This window comes from Aquimarina longa SW024 (assembly GCF_001401755.1).
Lineage (GTDB): Bacteria > Bacteroidota > Bacteroidia > Flavobacteriales > Flavobacteriaceae > Aquimarina > Aquimarina longa.
On sequence record NZ_AVQK01000014.1, the window covers coordinates 15,759 to 36,644 of the forward strand.

The 20,886-nt window shown below is 30.6% G+C and carries 19 protein-coding genes; all 19 read right to left on the reverse strand.

The window, feature by feature from the left end; translation table 11 throughout:
- Nucleotides 1–52: 52 nt before the first annotated feature.
- The 19 genes from N456_RS01235 to N456_RS01320 all read right to left on the reverse strand — a co-directional run bounded on the left by N456_RS01235 (nt 53) and on the right by N456_RS01320 (nt 20,761).
- On the reverse strand, nt 53–832 hold the full coding sequence (locus tag N456_RS01235; RefSeq protein WP_062053066.1) for an SDR family oxidoreductase: 780 nt from the start codon (nt 830–832) through the stop codon (nt 53–55).
- 20 nt (nt 833–852) lie between these two features.
- A complete protein-coding gene (locus N456_RS01240) occupies nt 853–2,295 on the reverse strand; it encodes an aldehyde dehydrogenase (protein ID WP_062053068.1) in 1,443 nt (480 codons plus the stop codon).
- Between the two features lie 17 nt (nt 2,296–2,312).
- The gene (locus N456_RS01245) at nt 2,313–3,080 is read right to left on the reverse strand and encodes an IclR family transcriptional regulator (protein WP_062053070.1); all 768 of its coding nucleotides are present in this window, start codon (nt 3,078–3,080) and stop codon (nt 2,313–2,315) included.
- Nucleotides 3,081–3,095: 15 nt separating this feature from the next.
- Nucleotides 3,096–3,518: a RidA family protein gene (locus tag N456_RS01250; RefSeq protein ID WP_062053072.1), complete on the reverse strand. Its 423-nt coding sequence runs from the start codon at nt 3,516–3,518 to the stop codon at nt 3,096–3,098.
- Between the two features lie 49 nt (nt 3,519–3,567).
- Nucleotides 3,568–4,965, reverse strand: a complete 1,398-nt coding sequence (locus N456_RS01255) for an FAD-dependent oxidoreductase (protein ID WP_062053074.1) — start codon at nt 4,963–4,965, stop codon at nt 3,568–3,570.
- Entirely contained in the window at nt 4,965–6,233 is a 1,269-nt protein-coding gene (kynU, locus tag N456_RS01260) for a kynureninase (protein ID WP_062053076.1), read from the reverse strand. Before kynU ends, N456_RS01255 begins: the two co-directional genes overlap by 1 nt.
- Before the next feature lie 197 nt (nt 6,234–6,430).
- Nucleotides 6,431–7,243 (reverse strand): hypothetical protein, encoded by an 813-nt coding sequence (locus N456_RS01265; protein ID WP_062053078.1) that lies wholly within the window; start codon nt 7,241–7,243, stop codon nt 6,431–6,433.
- A gap of 145 nt (nt 7,244–7,388) precedes the next feature.
- Nucleotides 7,389–8,822, reverse strand: a complete 1,434-nt coding sequence (locus tag N456_RS01270) for a RagB/SusD family nutrient uptake outer membrane protein (RefSeq protein WP_148639137.1) — start codon at nt 8,820–8,822, stop codon at nt 7,389–7,391.
- A 4-nt stretch (nt 8,823–8,826) separates the two neighbouring features.
- A complete protein-coding gene (locus tag N456_RS01275; RefSeq protein WP_082422393.1) occupies nt 8,827–12,156 on the reverse strand; it encodes a SusC/RagA family TonB-linked outer membrane protein in 3,330 nt (1,109 codons plus the stop codon).
- Between the two features lie 151 nt (nt 12,157–12,307).
- Nucleotides 12,308–13,336 carry a FecR family protein gene (locus N456_RS01280; protein WP_082422394.1) on the reverse strand — a complete coding sequence of 343 codons (1,029 nt, stop codon included), beginning with the start codon at nt 13,334–13,336 and terminating at the stop codon, nt 12,308–12,310.
- Nucleotides 13,337–13,603: 267 nt separating this feature from the next.
- A complete protein-coding gene (locus N456_RS01285; RefSeq protein ID WP_062053086.1) occupies nt 13,604–15,322 on the reverse strand; it encodes a peptidoglycan DD-metalloendopeptidase family protein in 1,719 nt (572 codons plus the stop codon).
- Nucleotides 15,323–15,677: 355 nt separating this feature from the next.
- Entirely contained in the window at nt 15,678–16,235 is a 558-nt protein-coding gene (locus tag N456_RS01290) for an RNA polymerase sigma factor (RefSeq protein WP_062053088.1), read from the reverse strand.
- Between the two features lie 226 nt (nt 16,236–16,461).
- Complete coding sequence (locus N456_RS01295; RefSeq protein WP_062053090.1) at nt 16,462–17,193, reverse strand: hypothetical protein; 732 nt, start codon at nt 17,191–17,193, stop codon at nt 16,462–16,464.
- A 227-nt stretch (nt 17,194–17,420) separates the two neighbouring features.
- Entirely contained in the window at nt 17,421–17,789 is a 369-nt protein-coding gene (locus N456_RS01300) for a cupredoxin domain-containing protein (protein WP_062053092.1), read from the reverse strand.
- Nucleotides 17,790–17,879: 90 nt separating this feature from the next.
- A complete protein-coding gene (locus N456_RS01305; RefSeq protein ID WP_062053094.1) occupies nt 17,880–18,428 on the reverse strand; it encodes a carboxymuconolactone decarboxylase family protein in 549 nt (182 codons plus the stop codon).
- Nucleotides 18,429–18,598: 170 nt separating this feature from the next.
- Complete coding sequence (locus N456_RS24170; protein WP_158447801.1) at nt 18,599–18,742, reverse strand: hypothetical protein; 144 nt, start codon at nt 18,740–18,742, stop codon at nt 18,599–18,601.
- Between the two features lie 342 nt (nt 18,743–19,084).
- Nucleotides 19,085–19,456, reverse strand: coding sequence for a DoxX family membrane protein (locus N456_RS01310; protein WP_062053096.1), 372 nt, complete (start codon nt 19,454–19,456; stop codon nt 19,085–19,087).
- Between the two features lie 109 nt (nt 19,457–19,565).
- Complete coding sequence (locus N456_RS01315; RefSeq protein ID WP_062053098.1) at nt 19,566–20,414, reverse strand: helix-turn-helix domain-containing protein; 849 nt, start codon at nt 20,412–20,414, stop codon at nt 19,566–19,568.
- Between the two features lie 89 nt (nt 20,415–20,503).
- Complete coding sequence (locus tag N456_RS01320; RefSeq protein ID WP_062053100.1) at nt 20,504–20,761, reverse strand: hypothetical protein; 258 nt, start codon at nt 20,759–20,761, stop codon at nt 20,504–20,506.
- Nucleotides 20,762–20,886: the final 125 nt, after the last annotated feature.

Below are 20,886 nucleotides of genomic sequence, written 5' to 3' on the forward strand. Positions count from 1 at the left end.
TTGTATTAAATTTAGCTATTTTGATTGTTATTCAATGCTAATAAATAGTTAACTATAAGGACTTTGTTCTTCCTCCGTCGACGGGTAGATTTATTCCATTAATATAGGATGCTGCTTCTGATGCCAGAAAAGCTACAGCATTTGCTATTTCTTCTGGTTTAGCAAATCGTTTAGAAGGGATTTCATTTTTCATAGTACTAGAAATTTCTTCTATAGATTTTCCTGTTTTTGCTGTTTTGTTTACTATAATTTCGGTCAATCGTTCCGTTGCTGTTGCACCAGGTAATACGTTATTTACAGTAATCCCAAATGCACCTAACTCATTAGCTAATGTTTTAGACCAGTTCGCAACTGCACCGCGGATTGTATTAGAAACTCCTAATCCATTTAATGGTTGTTTGACAGATGTAGAAATAATATTAATTATTCTGCCGTACCCTTCTATTTTCATCCTAGGCACTACAGTTTGTACCAAGATATGATTGCATTTTAGATGTTGTGTAAAAGCGCTTTCAAACTCTTCTATAGATGCATTAAATACAGGTCCTCCTGCAGGTCCTCCTGTGTTATTAATTAAAATATGGAAGGTTTTATTAACCGCAGATATGTTTTGTTTTAAACTATCAGGATTTTGAAAATCTACTACAATATAATCGTGAGATTGCCCTTGATCTGTAGTAAGTTCTTTTATAACATTTTTTAATTTTTCTTCATTTCGGGCAACCAGAGTAATATTAGCTCCTAATTCTGCTAATTGTATTGCTGATGCTTTTCCTATTCCTTGTGTACTACCACAAACTAATGCGTTTCTATGAGTTAGATTTAGATTCATTATTGATGGTTATATATTATTTAATAGTGTATGCAAACATTTTTAGGTTCTGTAAAGAATCGTAGTGCTTCAAACCCACCTTCTCTTCCAATTCCAGAATCTTTAACGCCTCCAAAAGGGGTTCGTAAGTCACGCATCATCCAAGTGTTTATCCAAATAATACCTGCTTGTATGTGTTTGGCTAAGTACATGCTTCGATTTAGATTATTAGTCCAGATGGTCGCTGATAATCCATACCGAACATTATTAGCTAAGCTTAGCGCCTGATCATCTGTGTCAAAAGGCATAATGGTTACTACAGGTCCAAAAATTTCTTCTTGTGTTAATCGACAATTGGAATCAGTAACCTCTATAATAGTAGGCTGTAAGTAATATCCATTTTCATAGCCTTTTACAGTTATATAATCCCCTCCATAGAGAATAGTTCCTCCTTCTTGTTCTGCGATATCTATGTATGATTTTACTTTTTCTAAATGAGATTTAGAGACTAATGCCCCTATATTGGTTTCTTTATTGAGAGGTTCGCCTATTTTTAAAGCTTTTGTTTTTTTTATAAAATCTTTTTTAAATTGATCATAAATAGTTCTTTCGATAAATATTCTAGAGCCACATAAACATATCTGACCTTGATTAGCAAATGATGATCTTAATGTAGTGGTTAACATTTTTTCGTAATCACAATCTGCAAAAATTAGATTAGGGTTTTTTCCTCCTAATTCTAATGATAATTTCTTAAACATTGGAGCTGCTGTTTTAGCAATATGTGCTCCTGTAGCGGTTCCTCCGGTAAAAGAAATCGCTTTGATATCAGGGTGTTCGATTATCGCTTGACCAGTGGTATTTCCTAATCCATGAACAATATTTAAAACACCTTTTGGTAGACCTGCTTTAGTACATATGTCGCCTAATAAATAAGCTGTCATTGGTGTAATTTCGCTAGGTTTAGCAACTACGGTATTTCCTGCTGCAAGAGCAGGAGCAATTTTCCATGTAAATAAATATAAAGGCAAGTTCCAAGGAGAAATACAACCAACAACTCCAATAGGGTTTCTTAGAGTAAAATTGATTGCGTTTTGTCCCATACTCTCATGTGCTTCACTAGCAAACTGTGTAATTGCATGAGCGAAAAAATCAAAATTACTAGAAGCTCTGGGGATATCCACACTAGTTGCTAAGCTTAATGGTTTTCCATTATCGATGGCTTCTGCATTGGCTAATAACTCTAGATTCTCTATGATTAAAGAAGCTATTTTTGCTAAGATATCGCTACGGTGCTGTAATGAGGTTGTAGACCAACTAGGGAATGCTGTTTTTGCAGCCTCATAAGCCATTTGTACATCTGTAACAGAAGAATTGGGGAGTAAACTATATATTTCTCCTGTGGATGGGTTATAATTATCGATCCAACGGTTTTCTATTGGAGTACTGTACTCGCCGTTTATATAGTTTTCGATTTTCTTCATTTTCTTCATTTTTTCAATTAACTGAAAATATGTTTTAATTGTTCTGCGGTTTGTTTCAGATCTCCCGTATATGTTTTAATCTCATTTTTATTAAACCTAGCGGAGGGGCCTGATGTACTAATAGCAGCAATAAATTTTCCTTTGATAGAAAATACAGGAACTGCCACACATACTAATCCAATTTCATTTTCTTCTAAATCTAATGCAAACCCATTATTCTTAATCTGCTCCACTTCATTGATTAATTTACTTTTATCAGTAATTGTATTCTCGGTAACCATTTTTAAATCAAGATTTTCAATACTATTCTTATAATCAAGGTCTGCATATGCTAGCATTACTTTCCCTAATCCAGTACAATGCAGTGGTTTTTCTGTTCCAATTTGTGAATTGATCTGTAAATCGTGTCTACCAACAACTTTATCCAAAAAATAAACTTTTTGATTTTTATAAATTGCTAAATGAGCAGTTTCTCCTGCTCGTTTTACCAACTCTTCCATAAATGGTCTCGCCTTAGAGATAAAGTTTTTATGAATACCTACTTTTTGACCTAATTCAAATAATTTAAGCCCTAGTCGATACTTTTCATTTTCTGGATTCTGCTGTATTACATTTAACGCTTCCATGGTTGCTAACATTCTATAGACAGCACTTTTATTGGTACCTATTTGTTTTGCAATTTCAGTAACTCCAAGTTCTATCTTATCTACAGAAAAACAGTCTAAAATCTTAAACGCTTTTTCTACGGAGGTATTTAGAATTTTTTTAGTAATGATATTGCTCATGAATGTAGTTTTTTATTAAGATTGAGGTTGTTTTTTATAGGCAACAATCTTTATTTCGATTAACAAATGTGGGTGCGGTAATTGATGCACAGCAACAGTAGTTCTTGTTGGTCCATCATAGTCAAAATATTGAGCATATATTTCGTTATATCCTCCAAAATCATTCATATTTACTAAAAAAGAGGTTACATCAACACAATCGTTTAAACTAGCTCCTTCTTCTTTGAGAATATCATTAATGTTTTCTAAAACAGCTTTTGTTTGTGCTTTTATATCTAGATTAGTAGTCCCAAATTCATCGACTTCTACGCCTTCAAAAGTATTGTCAGGTCTTCTGGAACTGGTACCAGAAACATATATAAAATCTCCAACACGTTTTATATGCGGAAACTTCCCTCTTGGAGTAGCTTTAGTTTGTATTAATTTTCCTTTGTTCATGACTAATAATATTAAGAGTTTATTCTTTATTTATTTAGTAACTATATATCTATCTTAATCCTGCGATTTTATCTTCTTCAAGTATTTCATTTGTCTCTTCTTGTACCTGATTATGTATACGTTTTATATCTTTATCAGTGTCAATTTCGCTATCTACAATTAGATTTAGTAAGGCTTTATCTTGTGCTCTACCTATTTTCATCGCTTTTGCATATCCTATATCTTCATTAAAGGTAACCATAGAATATTTTGAAAAGTAGGTGCTTGGAAATGCGCTTTCTAAATCCATTTCTAATTTTCTTTTTTTCTTAAAAAGTGGATTTGCAACATGATCTCGCATTTCATAATAGTTATCTATAGCTAGATCAGCAATAGCATCAGTATCTTCTTTTCTTACTTTTTCATAGGCTTTAAAAGTCGCCTCCCAATCTCCCTGATGTTGATCTAATATCTTATCAAATACAACGACATCTTCGAATGATGCATTCATACCTTGCCCATAAAATGGAACTATTGCATGTGCAGCATCTCCGATTAATATTGTTTTTCCTTTATAAGACCATGGTGAGCATTTTATAGTTCCTAATGCACCAGTAGGATTGTTAAAAAATTCATGATTAATGTCTGGAATGAGCTTTAATGCATCAGGAAATTGAGTTGTAAAAAAATCTGTGACTTTTTCTATAGAGGTTAGGTTGTTAAAATTGTATGCTCCTTCATTATAAGATAAGAATAGTGTTACTGTAAAACTACCATCTAAATTTGGTAATGCGATAAGCATATACTCGCCTCTAGGCCATATATGTAAATGGTCTTTACTTATCTGGTGTTTGCCAATTTTATCTGCGGGTATTTCTAATTCTTTATATCCATGTGTTAGGTAATTCTGAGAATAGCTAAACAAAAACTTTTTTTCTAGATAGTAACTTTTTCTAAGTGCAGAACCAGCACCATCAGCTCCAAAAATAACATCTGCAGCTATTTTAAATTCCTCTTTTGTGTCATAACATTTAAATTTTGCAGTTGTATTTTCGATATCTACACTAATACATTTTTTATTAAAATGAATAACTACATTTTCATATTTTTCTACTTCGGTTAGTAATAAACTGTTTAGACCTCCTCTAGAAATAGAATTAATATACTCTTCTTTTCGTCCAGAGTAGTTAGAAGTAAATGTATTTCCTTTTATATCATGGATTAATCTACCATACATTGGTATGCAAAGCGGGGTTACTTTATCTTGGATTCCAACCATTTTCATAGCTTTTAAGCCACGATCTGATAACGCAAGATTAATAGAACGACCTGCTGATATATCGGTAGTCCTAAGATCTGGTCTACTTTCATAAACTGTTACTTGGTATCCTCTCTGAGCTAATCTTAATGCTAAGAGTGCTCCTGATAAACCAGCACCAATGATTATTATATTTTCTTTTTTTTGCATTAAAGTACTGTTTTTAAGATTTCTGTCATTCTAAATACATCTTCGAAACTATTATAAAGAGGGACAGGGGCACAGCGTATTACATTTGGCTCTCTCCAATCGGTAATAACATGTTGATCTGTAAGTTTCTGATGTAAACTTTTATCAGCATTTTTTACCTGAATTGATAATTGGCAACCTCTTTCTTCGGGATTACTAGGGGTGATGATTTTAATTCTATCGGTGTTTATTTGATGAATTAGAAACTCGAAATAACCTGTTAATGCAATAGACTTTTTTCTTAATACTTCCATACCTACTTCATTAAAAATATCTAATGAAGCTTTGATAGCTGCCATAGATAAAATAGGAGGGTTGCTTAATTGGTATCCTTCAGCTCCAGGCATAACATCAAATTCTTGACGCATATTAAAGCGCGTATTTTTATTATGACTCCACCAGCCTGCAAAACGTTTTAAATCTCTATTGTATGCATGTTTTTCATGTACAAATAAACCTCCTAAACTACCAGGTCCAGAGTTTAAATACTTATAGGTGCACCAAGCTGCAAAATCTACTCCAGAATCATGTAATTCTGGTTGTATGTTACCAGCTCCATGAGCAAGATCAATACCTACCATACAGTTTTTTGCATGTCCTAATTCTGCAATTTTTTTAATATCTATATATTGCCCTGTATAATAATTAAGTCCGCCTATTAATAATAAAGCAATTTCATCTCCTTGCTGATCAAGAATTGTTTCTAAATCGTCTATATGTAATAGTTCTTCTCCTTTTCGTGGTTTCCATTCTATTAATCCTTCTTTAGGGTCAAATCCATGAAATCTTAATTGTGATTCTACAGCATAGCGATCCGAAGGAAAAGCATCACTTTCTATAACTATTTTATACTTAGTTGTAGTCGGTTGATAAAAGGATACCATTAACAAATGTAAATTAGTCGTTAAAGTATTCATGATTACCACTTCTAATGGAGTTGCTCCTACTATTTTTGCCATAGCATCTGTCAAAAACTCATGATATGGCATCCAAGGGTTTTTAGCTTCAAAGTGACCTTCAACCCCAAAATCTGCCCAATCATTTAATTCTTGCTGAATGTATTGTTGAGTGTTTTTTGGTTGTAATCCTAAAGAATTACCACACATATATATCCAATCTTTTTCAGTATGATCTTTAGGGATGTGAAACTGATCCTTATAATGTGAAATTTTATCATTTTGATCCAGCTCTTTGGCGTATTCTAAACTAGCTTTTAATGATGTGATCATTTTTAATGTTTTAATAATTGAAACAGTGTTTTATAAAAATACAAAAATAATGAGAAACGTAAAAACAATTAGTTTGATTTTCCAGTAAATTCATATAATAACTGGAATGAAACTTAAAAAGAACAAGTTAGAGATTCGTAAATCTCCAACTTGCTCAATCGATCATCTTTAATGATGATACCCCCTTTTTTTGTTTTTTACTGTTTGGTGAACACTTCAGTTATAGAGAAATCACCATCTGCACTATTATTGACATCAAACGTAATAGTCATATTTCTGGTAGAAATGTCATACGTTCCTGATCCTCCTTTTATGGTTATAGAGTACCCTCCGGGAGTAGTATATTGTTGCTCAGGAACGACTATGGTATTAGTATCTTCACAAAACAAATCGAAATATACAGTTTGATTTCCTTCTCCTTCAGACCATCCATAAAAATTACTGTGGAGTAACCTATTAGAGATGTTAAGATCTTCTTTTAGAGCTATATTGCCATTGCCGGCAGGGGTGTAAGTGCCCCATTTATCAGTACTGGTGATAGAATATAAACCTAGGTATTTGGAGACTTCAGGAATGCACTTCGGTAATGGATTCATTTTTACAGTAAGTGCAAAATGATTTAGATTTTCGTTAGTCTCTAATCCTTGTGCTGATATTGTATAGCGTATCTCTAATTCTTCATCAATAGTAAATTGAGTACTATGTAGGGTTATAGGAAGGATGGTAGTACTACTGTTAGCAGGGATAATTAAGCTTTTTGGATAAGAAATTTGTTTCTCATTCTTTAAAGTACTCTGTACAGAGACTTTAATTTCTGAGTTTTGTTGTGCTCCTATAAGTTGTATTTCTACAGGGATTATAGAATCTTTTGTAGCTCCCTCGCTTAGTTGTACATTACTACTGTTTTTGGCAAATGTTATTGTGCTTTCTCCTTCATAGATGTAAGATTCTTCTTCTATACAACTGAAAAAATTAAAGAGGATGACTATAATAATTATAATTTTTTTCATTTTATTGTAGTTTTAATGTTCTGTCTTTAATCACTTATAGAGATGTTAATATTCCCGAGGTTTGCCCCGATAGCAAAAAAAACATTTCTGAGGCATACCTCTTAAGCTTGCTTAGGAGGTTGTTGATTGCTATAGAGAATACTTACTACTGGTATCCAGGATTTTGTTTTACGTTGTTATTTACGTCTATTTCTGAAATAGGGATATTAGCAATTACTCTAAAATCAGTATATGGTATACTACATTCACTTGTACAATCTAATCCAGTGTTTCCTTTTGGAATATCTGAGCCTTTTCTTTTAAGGTCAAATATTCGGTGTCCCTCAAAGGCAAGTTCTATCCTTCTCTCTTTTAGGGTGGCCTCTATAATATTTTCTTTAGTTGTAGCAGTGATATTTGTAATACCAGCTCTATTTCTTATCGTATTAAGATCTATTAATGCTCCGGATAGGTCATTATTTTCTGCTTTAGCTTCAGCTCTATTAAGGATTATTTCAGAAAGACGAATAAGAGGTATATTATCAAGTCCAAATTCTCCTAAATATCCTAGATATTTTCCAATAAAATTGACACTTTCACCAACTTTAGTACCTGAGATATATAAATTTTTTCTAATATCTCCACTTTCGATAGATTCATATAAATTTTGTCTGGCAACGAAATCTCCATAACCAATACCATCTTCATTAATATGAAAAAGACCTTCTAGAGATCCATTAAGACCTGGATTTTCATGAGATAAATAAGATAACCCAAATATAGTTTCTGATTTTTTAGAAAATATATTGGTGTAATTATTAGTTTCAATAGAAAAATCTATGTTATTGGTAACATAATCAGAGGCTGTAATACAATCTCTCCAGTTACCAGCATATAAATGTACTCTGGATAATAATGCTTGAATAGTTATATGATTGGCTCTGTCTTTGGTATTAGATGTATTATTCTTTTCAATTATTGAAAAAGCAGTATTTAGGTCCAAAATTATTTGGTCATAAGACTTGCTAATCGTTTCTCTAGGAGGATAATCTATTGCTTCTTGTGTTTTGTAAGGTTGCAGGATTATCGGGATACCTAAAGGTTCTTTTACAACATGATTAGGGTTACGTGCATAGCTTCTCAAGACATCAAAATGAGCAAATGCCCTTAAAAATAAAGCTTCGGCCTTTAATTGATTTATGTCTTTGGCAGATGCGTCTGTTATTACATTATTGTCTACAGATGATATTACAAAATTTGAGGAAGCAATTACTTTATAGGCTTCTGACCAAAAATTAAAATGATTGAAAGGTCTATTATTTGCAATACCATCAAGTCTAGAAGTGTTATTAATCGTTTGTTTGATATTATCCGCAAGTGCATCGGCAGTTACAATAAAATCTCTCTGATAATAATTTGTATTACGAAATCCATTATACCCACCTATTAGAATAGCTAGATTTCCTTTGTAATCGCTTAAAGCGACATCATTACTTACTGTATCATTAGGTTCTGTTTCTAATAAATCATCGCAAGAACTGAATAGTGTTATTATGAGTATAATAATGATGCTATTAATATAAATTTTGTTATGTTTCATCTTTTTAAAATTCAAGATTAATTCCTAAGATATATGATTTTGATTGTGGGTAATCTCCTGTTTCATCTCCTCCAAGTATTTCTGGATCTCTACCTGTATATGGAGTCTCTGTCCATAGATTAGTTCCACTAAGGTATATGTTCATATTGGTAAGGCTTAATTTTTCGATTAGGGTATTAGGGAAATTGTAAGATATTTTAACCTCTTTTAATCGAATGTAATCTCCTTTTTCTATGTGTTTAGAACTATATTCATTTCCTGGTCTGGCATCATAAGCAAATCCATTAACAGCAATAGGGACATCTGTAATATCTCCAGGTTTTTGCCACCGATTTAACTCACTTCTTTGTTGATTCCTATCACCATAGCTACCAGAAGCTTTGGTCGAAAAAGCTAATCTGTTTCTCAAGTAATTTCCACCAGAATATTGAAAAAAAGCAGAGACACTAAAGTTTTTGTAGGAAAAACTGTTGGTCAATCCTCCTGTAAAAGTTGGGATACTATTACCAACTATAACACGATCATCCTCTGTGGGGTTAAAAGTTAATTGTCCATTTTTATCATAATACATAGGTCGTCCATCTGCAGGATTTACTCCTGCCCATCGTATAGCATACCAGGAGTTTAAAGATTCCCCTACTTGGTTAATTGTTCCTGAGGTATTGTCTGTAATTTGATTTACTTGGTCTGTTAGAGCAGTTATTTCATTTTTTATAGTTGCAATATTAAAATTGGTATTCCATGAAAAATTCGCAGTTTCTATATTTGTTGTACTTAAAGATAGTTCAACCCCTCTATTTTCTACTGCTCCTATATTCTCTGTTAAACTAGAATACCCTGTGGTTTCGGGTATTGGTCTGGCAAGAATAAGATCTTTTGTTTTTCTTAAAAAATAATCTATCGTAAGTGCTATGCGATTGTTAAAGAGTTGGGTGTCTAATCCTATGTTAAAGGATTCTGATTGCTCCCAGGAGAGGTTTGGGTTCTCAATAGTAAGCGGAGTTAATCCTCCTGAGGTAATATAAGAATTAGGTGTAAACAATCCTTTGGATGCAAAGTTACCTATATTTGCATTTCCTGTGATCCCATAACTAGCTCTTATTTTAAGGTCATTTATAGTTTTATCTATTTTTTTCATAAAACTTTCTGAGGATAACCTCCAAGCAGCTGATATGGATGGAAACCACCCCCATCTTTTGTTTTTTCCGAAACGAGAAGAACCATCCCTTCTAATAGAAGCTGTTAGGATATATTTGTTATCAAAGGTGTAGTTTAATCGCCCAAAAAGACCTGCTAATTTCCATTCTGCATCAAAACCTCCTATTTGATTAGGGGTGACTGCATTTTCTAGGGATGTAAGATTGGATAAAATAAGATTTTCTCCACTTGTGAAAAAATAATTAGTTTTTTGTTGTCTATAAGTTACTCCAACCAAAGTTTCTAAACTATGAATATCTCCAAATACGTTATTATATGAGAATATTTGATCTGTCTGCCAATTGGTAATTCTATTATTACTTTTATATATTCTTCCTCTTGTGTTAGCCGCTACTTTTGCTTCTGGACTACCAAAAAAATTATAATTATTACTAAGAAAATCAAACCCCAAAACAGATTTAAACTTTACATTTTTAAATAGTTTATAATCTAATGTAAATGATGTTAGGATTTTATAGGTAACAGATGATTCATCATATAAATCAGGATTTTCATTTACTAAAGGGTTTTCATCAAATAATCCAAAAAGAGGTTCTCTTATAGATCCATCTTCGTTGTAAGGGGAGTTGGTAGGTACAATAAATGCAGATGCTACAGTTGGGTTGTTAAAAAAGAATCCATCATCTGTGGTTGCATTATTTTTGGTAATACTAAAATTTGTAGATAAACTTGTTGTTAACCGATCATTAAAATTATTATCTAAATTAACACGTAATGTTCCTCTTTCGAATCCTGTACCTATCACATGCCCTTCGGTATTATTATAAGATCCAGATATAAAATACCTGCTTTTATCACTTCCTCCTCTGGCAGAGAGTTGATAACTACTCATAAACCCTTCTTGAAATAATAAATCCTGCCAGTCATAATTTTTAGCATCTTCTGGTTTTCCCAGATTAGCTAATTGATTTTGATACTGAGAGCTAGTAATCCCAAAACGATTAGCGTACCCTTCTAAGATCAATTCAGTCCATTCTGGTCCAGTAAGTAAATCAAGATGATTAATAACTTTATGGACTCCCCATTGTGCACTAAAGTTGAATTGAGGTGCTCCAATTTTACCTCGTTTGGTGGTTATAATAACCACTCCGTTTGCTGCTTGTGCTCCATAAATTGAGGCAGAAGCATCTTTTAATATATCAATAGAAATAATGTCATTAGGATTGATTGAAGACAACACATTATCTTGAGTATTCACTTCAGAGACTTGTCCACTTAATACTTGGACTCCATCAATGATATAAAGTGGTTCATTTCCGGAATTAATAGATCCAACTCCTCTAATTCTAATTTCTACAGCACTTCCAGGAGCTCCAGAGCTGACTACCTGTACTCCGGGAACTCTACCTTGTACTGCTTTATCAAAACTTTGAACTGGAGCATTTTCAATATCCTCTGCATAGATAGAAGAAATAGCTCCTGATAATTCTTTTCTTTTTCTTGTACCGTATCCAACAACAACTATTTCTTCTAGTTGACCTCTTTCTTCTTCTAAAATAATATTAAAATCGGTGCTATTTTTAATATCGATTTCTTTCGTTTTAAATCCAAGATAGGAAAATACAAGAGTAGTAGCATTTTTAGGTATTTCGATTTTGAAAACCCCGTCAAAATCAGCAATCACACCGTTATTTGTTCCTTTTACTATTACACTCGTTCCTATAAGAGGGGTTCCTTGAGTATCACTTACCGTACCTTCTATAAAGGTTTTTTTTTCTTGACTTGATTTTTTTTCTTTTTTTGTACTTGATGAACCAGACTCTAGTTTTTCTAACTCTCTTAAGTGATAGAATATTTTTTTTAGGTTAGGGTCATTTTCTTTTGTTTTTTCATAAATTACATAGTATTTTTCTCCAAAAGTTTTGTAACCAAACTTTGTCTTGTTTAGTAGCCTATTGATTGCGAGAGTTAAATTTTCTTTTTCTCTGGTTTTGAAATCTACCTTTACAGTATTAAGCTGTTTAGAGTCATAGGTAAAAAAAACTTGATATTTTTCTCCTATCTCTTCTAATACCATTGTAAGAGGTCGTTGTTGTGGAGTAGCTAAAGTTATACTAGGATATATTATTGTGATAAAAAAGATTATGTATATTATTGAGTACTTTAGATTTTGCATTATATTCTTTTTTGATTACTTTAATTTTTCTTTTTTCCTTAGCTATAAAATCAAATATTAACATCCTTGTTTTTTTAAAAAAGGGTAGCTAATATTTTGTTCATTTTAAATGTCGAAATATTATAAAACTGTTGGTAGAGAATTGTGAATTCTATTTTATAATTAATTTGTTATCATCTACGATTATTTTAATGCTTAGTGAAACTTCTAATATCGGAATGACAGTTTCCATATCTTTCATAGGGATACTCACTTTCCTAGTTTCTTTTAATATAGTTGTGTCGTTTACTTCAATATGAGTACCATAAATTTCTTCTATTTTGGCAAAGATTTCCTTAACGGTATCTTCCATTTGTAATGTGCCATCTTTCCACGAAGTATAGGATTCTTGCGGTACTTTATTACGTTTAATAATTTTTCTCTCTATTGCAGAATATGATATAAAATCTCCAGGAAAGAGATATTCTTCTTTACCATTCATTTTGAGTTTTATCTTACCTTCTTTTAAAAAGACTTCTGTAATATTTCCTCTGTTCTGTACATTAAATTGAGTTCCTAGGACTTCAATGATTAACCCTTTTGTTATTACTTGAAACTTACTTTTTTTTACTATTTTTTTTTCAACTTTGAAAAATGCTTCGCCTTCTAACCATACTTTTCGGGTATTGTCTTTAGACCAATTTTCATCTATTTTAAGGTTAGAATTTGAATTAAGATTTACGATAGATTCATCCGGTAATTTGATGGTTTTCCATTCAGCAAAATCAGTTTTGTAATCCATATTAGTAACACTGATCTGTGTTTTGTAGAACCAAATTCCAGAGGTAAATAAAATTGCTATAGCGACTGCGATAGCAATTTTGTGAAATATACTACTGTATCTTTTAATAGTTAGTTTTGTTTCTTCTTTTTGATGAATGAGAAGAGTAGGTCCTACAATTTTTTTAAGCTTATCATTAATATAATCATCACTTTTATCGTCTGTTTCAAAATAATGTTTTGTAGCTAATAAGAATTCTTTAGCAGTGGTAATAGTTTCTTTGTTTTCTGGGTAAGTTTGTAAAAAATCATTCCAGAATGAGTTACTTATATCTGATGGAGCAAGTACCCAATTTGTAAAATCAGGATCCTCGATTAATTGCTCAAATGACATGTTTTTATAAAAGGAGAAGTCACTCATCTACGATTCTTTTTTTATTTAGATTTTATATTTAAAACTTGAATCAATTGTTGTTTTAGCGTAAATTGCTTGTATATGTTAGATATGTGAGTTTTAGTTTTGTAACCTTGATAAATAAAAAAAATAAGTAATTTTATGATTATAGTCAAAAAAGGCTTCTAAAATTTAATCTTTAGAAGCCTTTAGTTTAGTTGTTATATTTAAAATATTGTTGCTAATTCAAAAAATATAACAGGTTGTTTTATTCTACCTTATTTAAAAGGAAATTTATTTTTTTATAAATTTCCTTTTAAATAAGGTGTTATTATCGTTATTCCCTTTTATTGTCAGAAAATATAAATTGTTTTTTAGGAAGCTTAAATCGATTGTGATTTCTTCTAATTTATTGTCTAAAGTATATAGTTTTTTATATACTTCTTTTCCTGTGATATCCTGAATGATGATATTCGCATTCTGATCAAGTTTTTCTAATAATTTTAATCGGGTAGTTTCTGTTACCGGATTAGGAAACATAGCAAAGATATCTTTATTTAGATCGTTTTTGGATATGATTTTATTAGTTTTGTTAGATACTGTAAAAGCTATAAAATCTGGTTCTTCCATACCATATTGTGCTTCAAAATACCATTCCTCGTTTCCGAAACTTGCATCCTTTAGTACAATCGCTTCTGACCAAAATTTCCAATCTTTATTTTCAATGAGGCCTTCCCATTTTTTATATAATGTTCCATTTGGTTTATAGATTTTGAAACGAATTCGATCTCCCACTTTTGGGTTTTGAAAGTATCCTGTAAAATAAATTTCTTGACCAGTTTTAAAATTTCTGTTTTCTGGAGTGTTATTAAGAAAGTAATCACCACTTGGTTGGTAATCTAATGTTTTTAGTCCCAGAAGTTGACGGTATTGTACATGAAAATAACTTTTTACGATACTCTGATTTCCTAGACTTGTTTCATAGTAATACCATCCAGACTCATTTGGATTACCACTTGCCCATGCCCATCCCCAAAAATACCTGTTTCTTTGGGGGACATTTACTGTAGAAGGATTCCAGTAAAATAATGTATCTCCTTCAACTTTTCGTATGGTATTATGAAGTTTAAGATTGGGAGTTTGATTAGCTATATAGGAGGTAACCCAGATTTGTTCTCCACTTTTAAAATATTTATAATTTTTTATATTCTCATTTTCATTACATTTTTTATTTTTTTCTGCCCAATCCGGGATATTATCAATACCTCCAAACGTTGAAGGGTGTACTTTAGGAAAATTATAATGTACTACATTTCCTATTACTTCAGGATTCAAATACGGTTGTGTTTGTTCCCATAAACTTTCTTTATAAGGGTCTATGGTTTTTCCGTTTTTTTCAACTTCAAAATGTAAATGTGGAGCTTCTGAATATCCAGAACTACCGATATAGCCTAAAAACTCTCCTTTTCTTACGGTACTCCCGATTGGTTTGTTAGTGATTGAGTATTTCTTAAGATGCCCATAAAGAGTAGTAGTTCCATCGATATGTTTTATCTTAACCATATTCCATGTTAAATCTTGCTGAAAAATATCATCTATATTTCCGCAGGTCTTATCGTATTCTCCATCTATTTTTTCCACGATAATCCCATCTGCAGCAGCTACTGCATATGTCATTTCTTGATTCATTGTGATCCAAGGGTATGGCCATAAAGAAAAATCAGTACCTTTATGTTGATCATATGTCCATTGACCGCCACCCCAATCGACATATTGTTTTTTTTCTGGATTTTGATCTACAAAGTTTGTGATAAAATATAAAGTATTAAATCCTGAAGGGAGATCTGCGATTTCTATTGGAATTCTAAATTTAATTAAACATTTTTTTGTGCTTGATTGTTGTGATAATTCATTTTTAACATATCTTTTGTCGTCTAAATTACTGATATTGTGCGCTTTAATATTGGTGATTAGGTTGATTGCCAGAAATAAAAAAATAGATAGCTTTTTCATGATTGTGGGTTTTAAGATTGTTATATGAGTTAAGAACCTTTACATATGATATGATGTATGTTTTTGTAGAGGGGTTTTAAAAACAAACGACCCTACAATTAAGATAGAAGCTTAAGTTTTGGTTTTGTAACCTTTAGAATTTTGAAAAGATGAAAATAATTGTTTAATTAGGGACTAATAGTTCTTCACAGGATAGGTGCATTGATAGTGTCTATAAGATAGGAGAGAAGAGAATATACTGGGATAAAATATAATGTAATATACTGATTTTGAAGATTTTGTTTTTTTGTGTTTAACCTAAAATCGTAATCTATGAAAGGGATTGGGATATTGAAAAAAAGAAATCTAGTTTTAATTATTTTTGTTTACGCAACATTTTATGTCTTAATTTATCCAATGCTCGAGAAACATAATTGCGAGCTACTTGATTACTTAGTGATGTTAATTGTGTTATCTGATCGTAACTTAATCCTTCATAAAAACGTAAGTAAATTATTTCTTTTTGTCGGATAGGTAAAGAATCAATATGAGATTTTAACCATAAGATTCTTTCTTGTGATAATTCTTTGCGGATTAATTCTTGTTCTATAGAATCATCTTTATCATCTAGGTCTATAACTAATTTTCTAATTACGGTCCTACGATTTTCTTTATTTAGTTCTGATATTATATTTTGCTTAATTGATTTAAACAAATAGACTTCAAGATTGATTACATGGTTTAGTTTGTCTGGAGTCTTGAACATTTTTATGAAAAAATCCTGAATAACATTTTCTACCAAATTATAATCATTACTAAAAATACTACCAAAGCGTAATAGTTTATTGTAATATATTTTATAGATATCACAAAAAGCTTCTTGATTTCCTTGTTTAAACCTTTCAAATAACTTTATGGTAATGTCTTTGTTCAAAATATAATTTAACAATTTAATTTAAATAATTGTATAAATTTATGAATTAAACTGAATTAATTTTATTTTTAATGAAGTTTTATTGTTTTTTATTAGTATGTCAATGTGCGTTTATTGTCTTTTCCTCCATGAATTGTACCACAAGAGTATTCTTTAACTTTAAGATTTATTGGTGAAATATGATTTAGATAGGTTTAAAAAAATTACGATATCTAATACATTTAAGTTATTGGGTAATGATCTCAATTCCTGTGAAGTAGAGTGTCCGGTTTCCTTGGTTTACCTTATGAGTTTTAGCAATTTTAATACCACTAAAATCTTGATAATCTTCCCATGTAGTACTTATGGATGGTTTTAATTGATTCTTTTTTCTATAAACCCATTCTTTAATAATAAAATCTCCTTCAAAATAAAAGTCATAAGCGTCTCCTGGAGTATACCCTCCTTTATTTTTATATACGACAGTTAATTTTTGCATTTTAGTTTTACTTATTGGAGCTATAGCATTTACTTGATGCTCTGAGGTAAAATTTGAAGCGTCCCATACCAAATTAAATGGGGCGAGTAACCAAAATTTATCATTGATAAATTCTTGATCTGTTTTGATAGAAATACTATCTATCGTAGTTCTATTATATGTTATGGTATCTTTTTCAGAGATTAAGGTTACTACATCATTTTTTGGTTTCCAACTCCATGATTGTTCAAAATGAGTAGTGTCTTTATCAATATTAAAAGTGAATTTTATTTCTGTTACTTTTTTCCAATATTGGAATCCGTTTGCATGAGCAATTGCTTCGGCTGTTGTTCTGATCTTTTTTTTATTATTATCTACTAAGTATTTAGAGTCTCTAACCTCTATGTTTTCTTGTTTTTTAATATGTTTTTCGTTAGTAGAATTCTTTTTACAGGCTATAGTTGCAAGAATAAATGATGCAAAAATTATAATTTTTTTCATTAATTTAATTTTGGCAAAAATATAAAACCTAAAGCCTTATTAATCGAGATTAACAAGGTTTTAGGTTTTATGCTAATTGAACTTTAAAATAGGATAGATTGATTAAATATATCATTAAAAATTCTATCCGAGACAATAATTATAGTTCTATTTTTTTTGAAATAATACGGAAAAAGAGAAATAATTATGTGCTCATTTTAAGAGTTTAATTGGTATGACATTAAAAACTATTTTACAGTTAGGGTATACTGTGGAGTTTTATTTAAAGGGCAAAAATATTTATATGTCCCTTTTTTTAATGTAACAGTATTAGTGCTTTCTGTTTTACCATCTGCAACTACTTTGGTTACATAAGCCGATTTAATATGATTTTTAGCATCAGAAGCATCTTTTCCTTCAGGGATTAATACAAAACCAACATCTGTTCCTACATTATTGTTAGAAATATTGAAGACATAACTTCCTTCTGATACTGTAATTTCTTTTTGGGTAAATTCTCCTTTAGTTTGTTCTAAAGATACCGTTTTTACTTCTTGTGCCTGAGTGCTAAATGCAATTGCTATAACGAATGAGAATATTGTAATTAATTTTTTCATGATTTTAATAAAATTTATATATGATTTAAAAATTGTTTTTTTTAAGACTTCACAAGTTTGTATGGCTTGTGAAGTCTATGTATTATATAATTAAGCTTTTGTACTTTCTAATGGTTGTGCAATAGGAAAATCTACGGGTACCTTAGTTGTACTATGAACGTAATTAGAAATAGTTTTATCTCCAACGAGTACTATAGTATCTATAAGATTTCCTTTGGTATATCCAGCATTAAAGAAATTTTCTGTTACTTCTTGATCAGCTTTTCCTCTATTTTCAGTAATATTTTTAGCTAAGTTAGCTAATGCATTAAGTTTTGAATCAAAAGGTGCTTGTCCTGCTCTAAGTTCTAAGATTTGATCTTCTGTAAAACCGTTCATTTTTCCTATAGCTGTATGTGCAGATAAACAGTAAATACATCCATTTACTTCACTAACAGCTAAGTTTACTACTTCTTTTTCTTTTGCAGAAAGAGATGTTTTTGCATTAGAAAGATTTAGGTAATTTTCTAAAGCTGTTTCACTATGTGCATAAGTAGCATATAAGTTAGGTACAAATCCTAGTGCTTTATTAAGATTATCAAATATTGCTTGATTAGTTGTGTTTACTTCTTCTCTTGTTGGAACATTAAATGTGCTCATAGTTTTAGTTTTTAGTATTCCGAAATTTATTTCGGGATTTGTTATTACTTATTATTTATTATTGTTTGAAATTATCTGGTACAAAGATCTTGTATAAAAAGGCGTTATAGAATGGTTATTTTTCCCGATTACTTGTCAAAATTTCCCATTCTGATTAAAGTGTTTTTTGCTTAGCCCTTTTCTGGGGCACAATAAAAATCATGAATGCCTTTTTGTTCACAATGTGTTTTAGGATGTATAACATTGATTACTTTTTTTCTTCCGTTGCTAAATATCTCTATTAAATTGAATATTGATTTGTTCTGTGTTGCCATCTTATATAGTTTTAAATTAGTGATACAAAGATGCGATACTAATGAGGGGTATGGAATAGTGATTTTTCCCAAGAACTTGTCAATTATTCCCGTATAGATAGAAAATACCTCTGTAGTGATATACTTTTTGAAGTATGTTTATAGAAAATATGAAGAATATTATTTTTTATAGAAATTCAGGTTTATAATAACGTCTTAGGTTTAATTTAAAAATGGAAATTGATCTGTTTTATTACCTGAAGTTGAAAGTTTATTTTGGTAGGAGATTAGATGTAATACTTATCTAAGAATATATATTTTTATAAATTTTGGTATAAAAGTATACGCTAAAAGAAAAGAGATTCAAAAAAATTTAACCTCTCTTCGTCTAATCCATAGAATAATTGCACTTAATATAAAAGTTGTTACAGCAGTAATAAAAAGAATTCCTCCATCATTATTGATTTCAATTCCAATTTTTGTTAAGTGCATCATAATAGCTCCACCAATAATACTAAGCGTTAACATAGCACCGATCCATGCTGTTTTAGGGATTAAAATTAGAATCCCTGCAATCAATTCTATGATTCCCGTTACTATTCTGCCATAAGGTTCTATACCAACTTTTGTAAAAATATATACGCTATCTGGATGGGCAATAAATTTATATCTTAAAGTCTGAATTAAAATTATTGCTATAATGATTCGTAATAATAAAGGAATAATTTTTTTCATTTTATGGCAGTATTATATTAGTTTTTGAACTACTAAATAAAGTTTTACATATTTATGTTATTTTTATAATATAAAAAAGTATAATCTTTCTTTTTATTTGAAGACCGAATTAATACCCCTTTACGGGATTTAATTTTAGCTGTTTTTTAAATTCTGATGGTGAAATAGAGGTATGTTTCTTAAACATTCGACTGAGGTGAGATGCATCTTCAAAACCAATTTCGTAAGCAATCTCTTTGGCTGATTTATTTGTATAGATAAGTAAGCGTTTAGCTTCTAGAATTATTCGATCATGAATAATCTGTAGAGGGCTTTTTCCAAATTTTGAAAAATTATTAGAAAGTGTTTTAGATGATTTAAATAATTTTTCGGCATAAAATCCAACAGTATGTTTCTCTCTAAAATGTGTTTCTACTAAAATATTAAAATTTCTTATTAGATCTACCTGGATTTCTGGGGTATTGTAATTATTTTGTTGTTTAATTAAGCGAGTAGTAGTGATTATAAATCTAGCCATTAGCATACGAAGCATTTCAGCTTGTATAGTATCTACGGTGTCTAATTCATCTAAAAAAACATTATGTAATTGATCTAATTTTTTTTGCTCTTTTATTTCTAGTTCGATTATGGAGATGCTACTATTTCCATAAAAAAGGATTCCCATACAACTAACTTCTTTATCATGATCTTTAATGCAATAGAATTCTCGATTAAACTGATATACTATAATATCTGAAGCGTCAATGAACCTAATATATTGATTAGGAGTTAGTACAATTATTGCATTTTTTTTTAAAATAGTAGAGACCCCATCAATTTCTAGAATTACCTCAGCATCTCTACACCAAATAAAAGTATATAACTCTATAAGCGTGGATGTTGTGTATGCTTGTAATAGTTCTTTATCTCCGATTTTTAATACGGCATTAGTCGAAAATTCTTTAAATTCTTTGATCATATAGGATGAGTCGATTGTTATGTAGTTTCATTACAATATCCTATAGATAGTAACGAGGTATACTAATGATGTAATCTACATGATCATATCTAAGTTAATAATAGTCTAAGAATTAATCCGATTGCTCCTTGTCGACCAATTGAAGTTCTTAATTTCTGTAGACTTGATGGAGTTATTTCTATTTTGTAGGCAAGTCCATTACTGGTTCCTCCATCTACAAAAGTTTGTAATGAAGCGGTGGTAACACCTAATTTTTTAGCAACACTATCTTCTACATTACCATTAATAAGATCTTTGATAGAGTTTAGAGTTACACCACACTTCCTTGCTATTGTGATTAGACTCATGACTTTTTTTATTGGTTAATAAATCTATTTACATATTTGTAATTGACTTAATGGTTTTACTTATAGTTAATTGTAATAATATACAAATGAATTAGGGGGGGTATGTTTTTTGTGAATCTAATTTA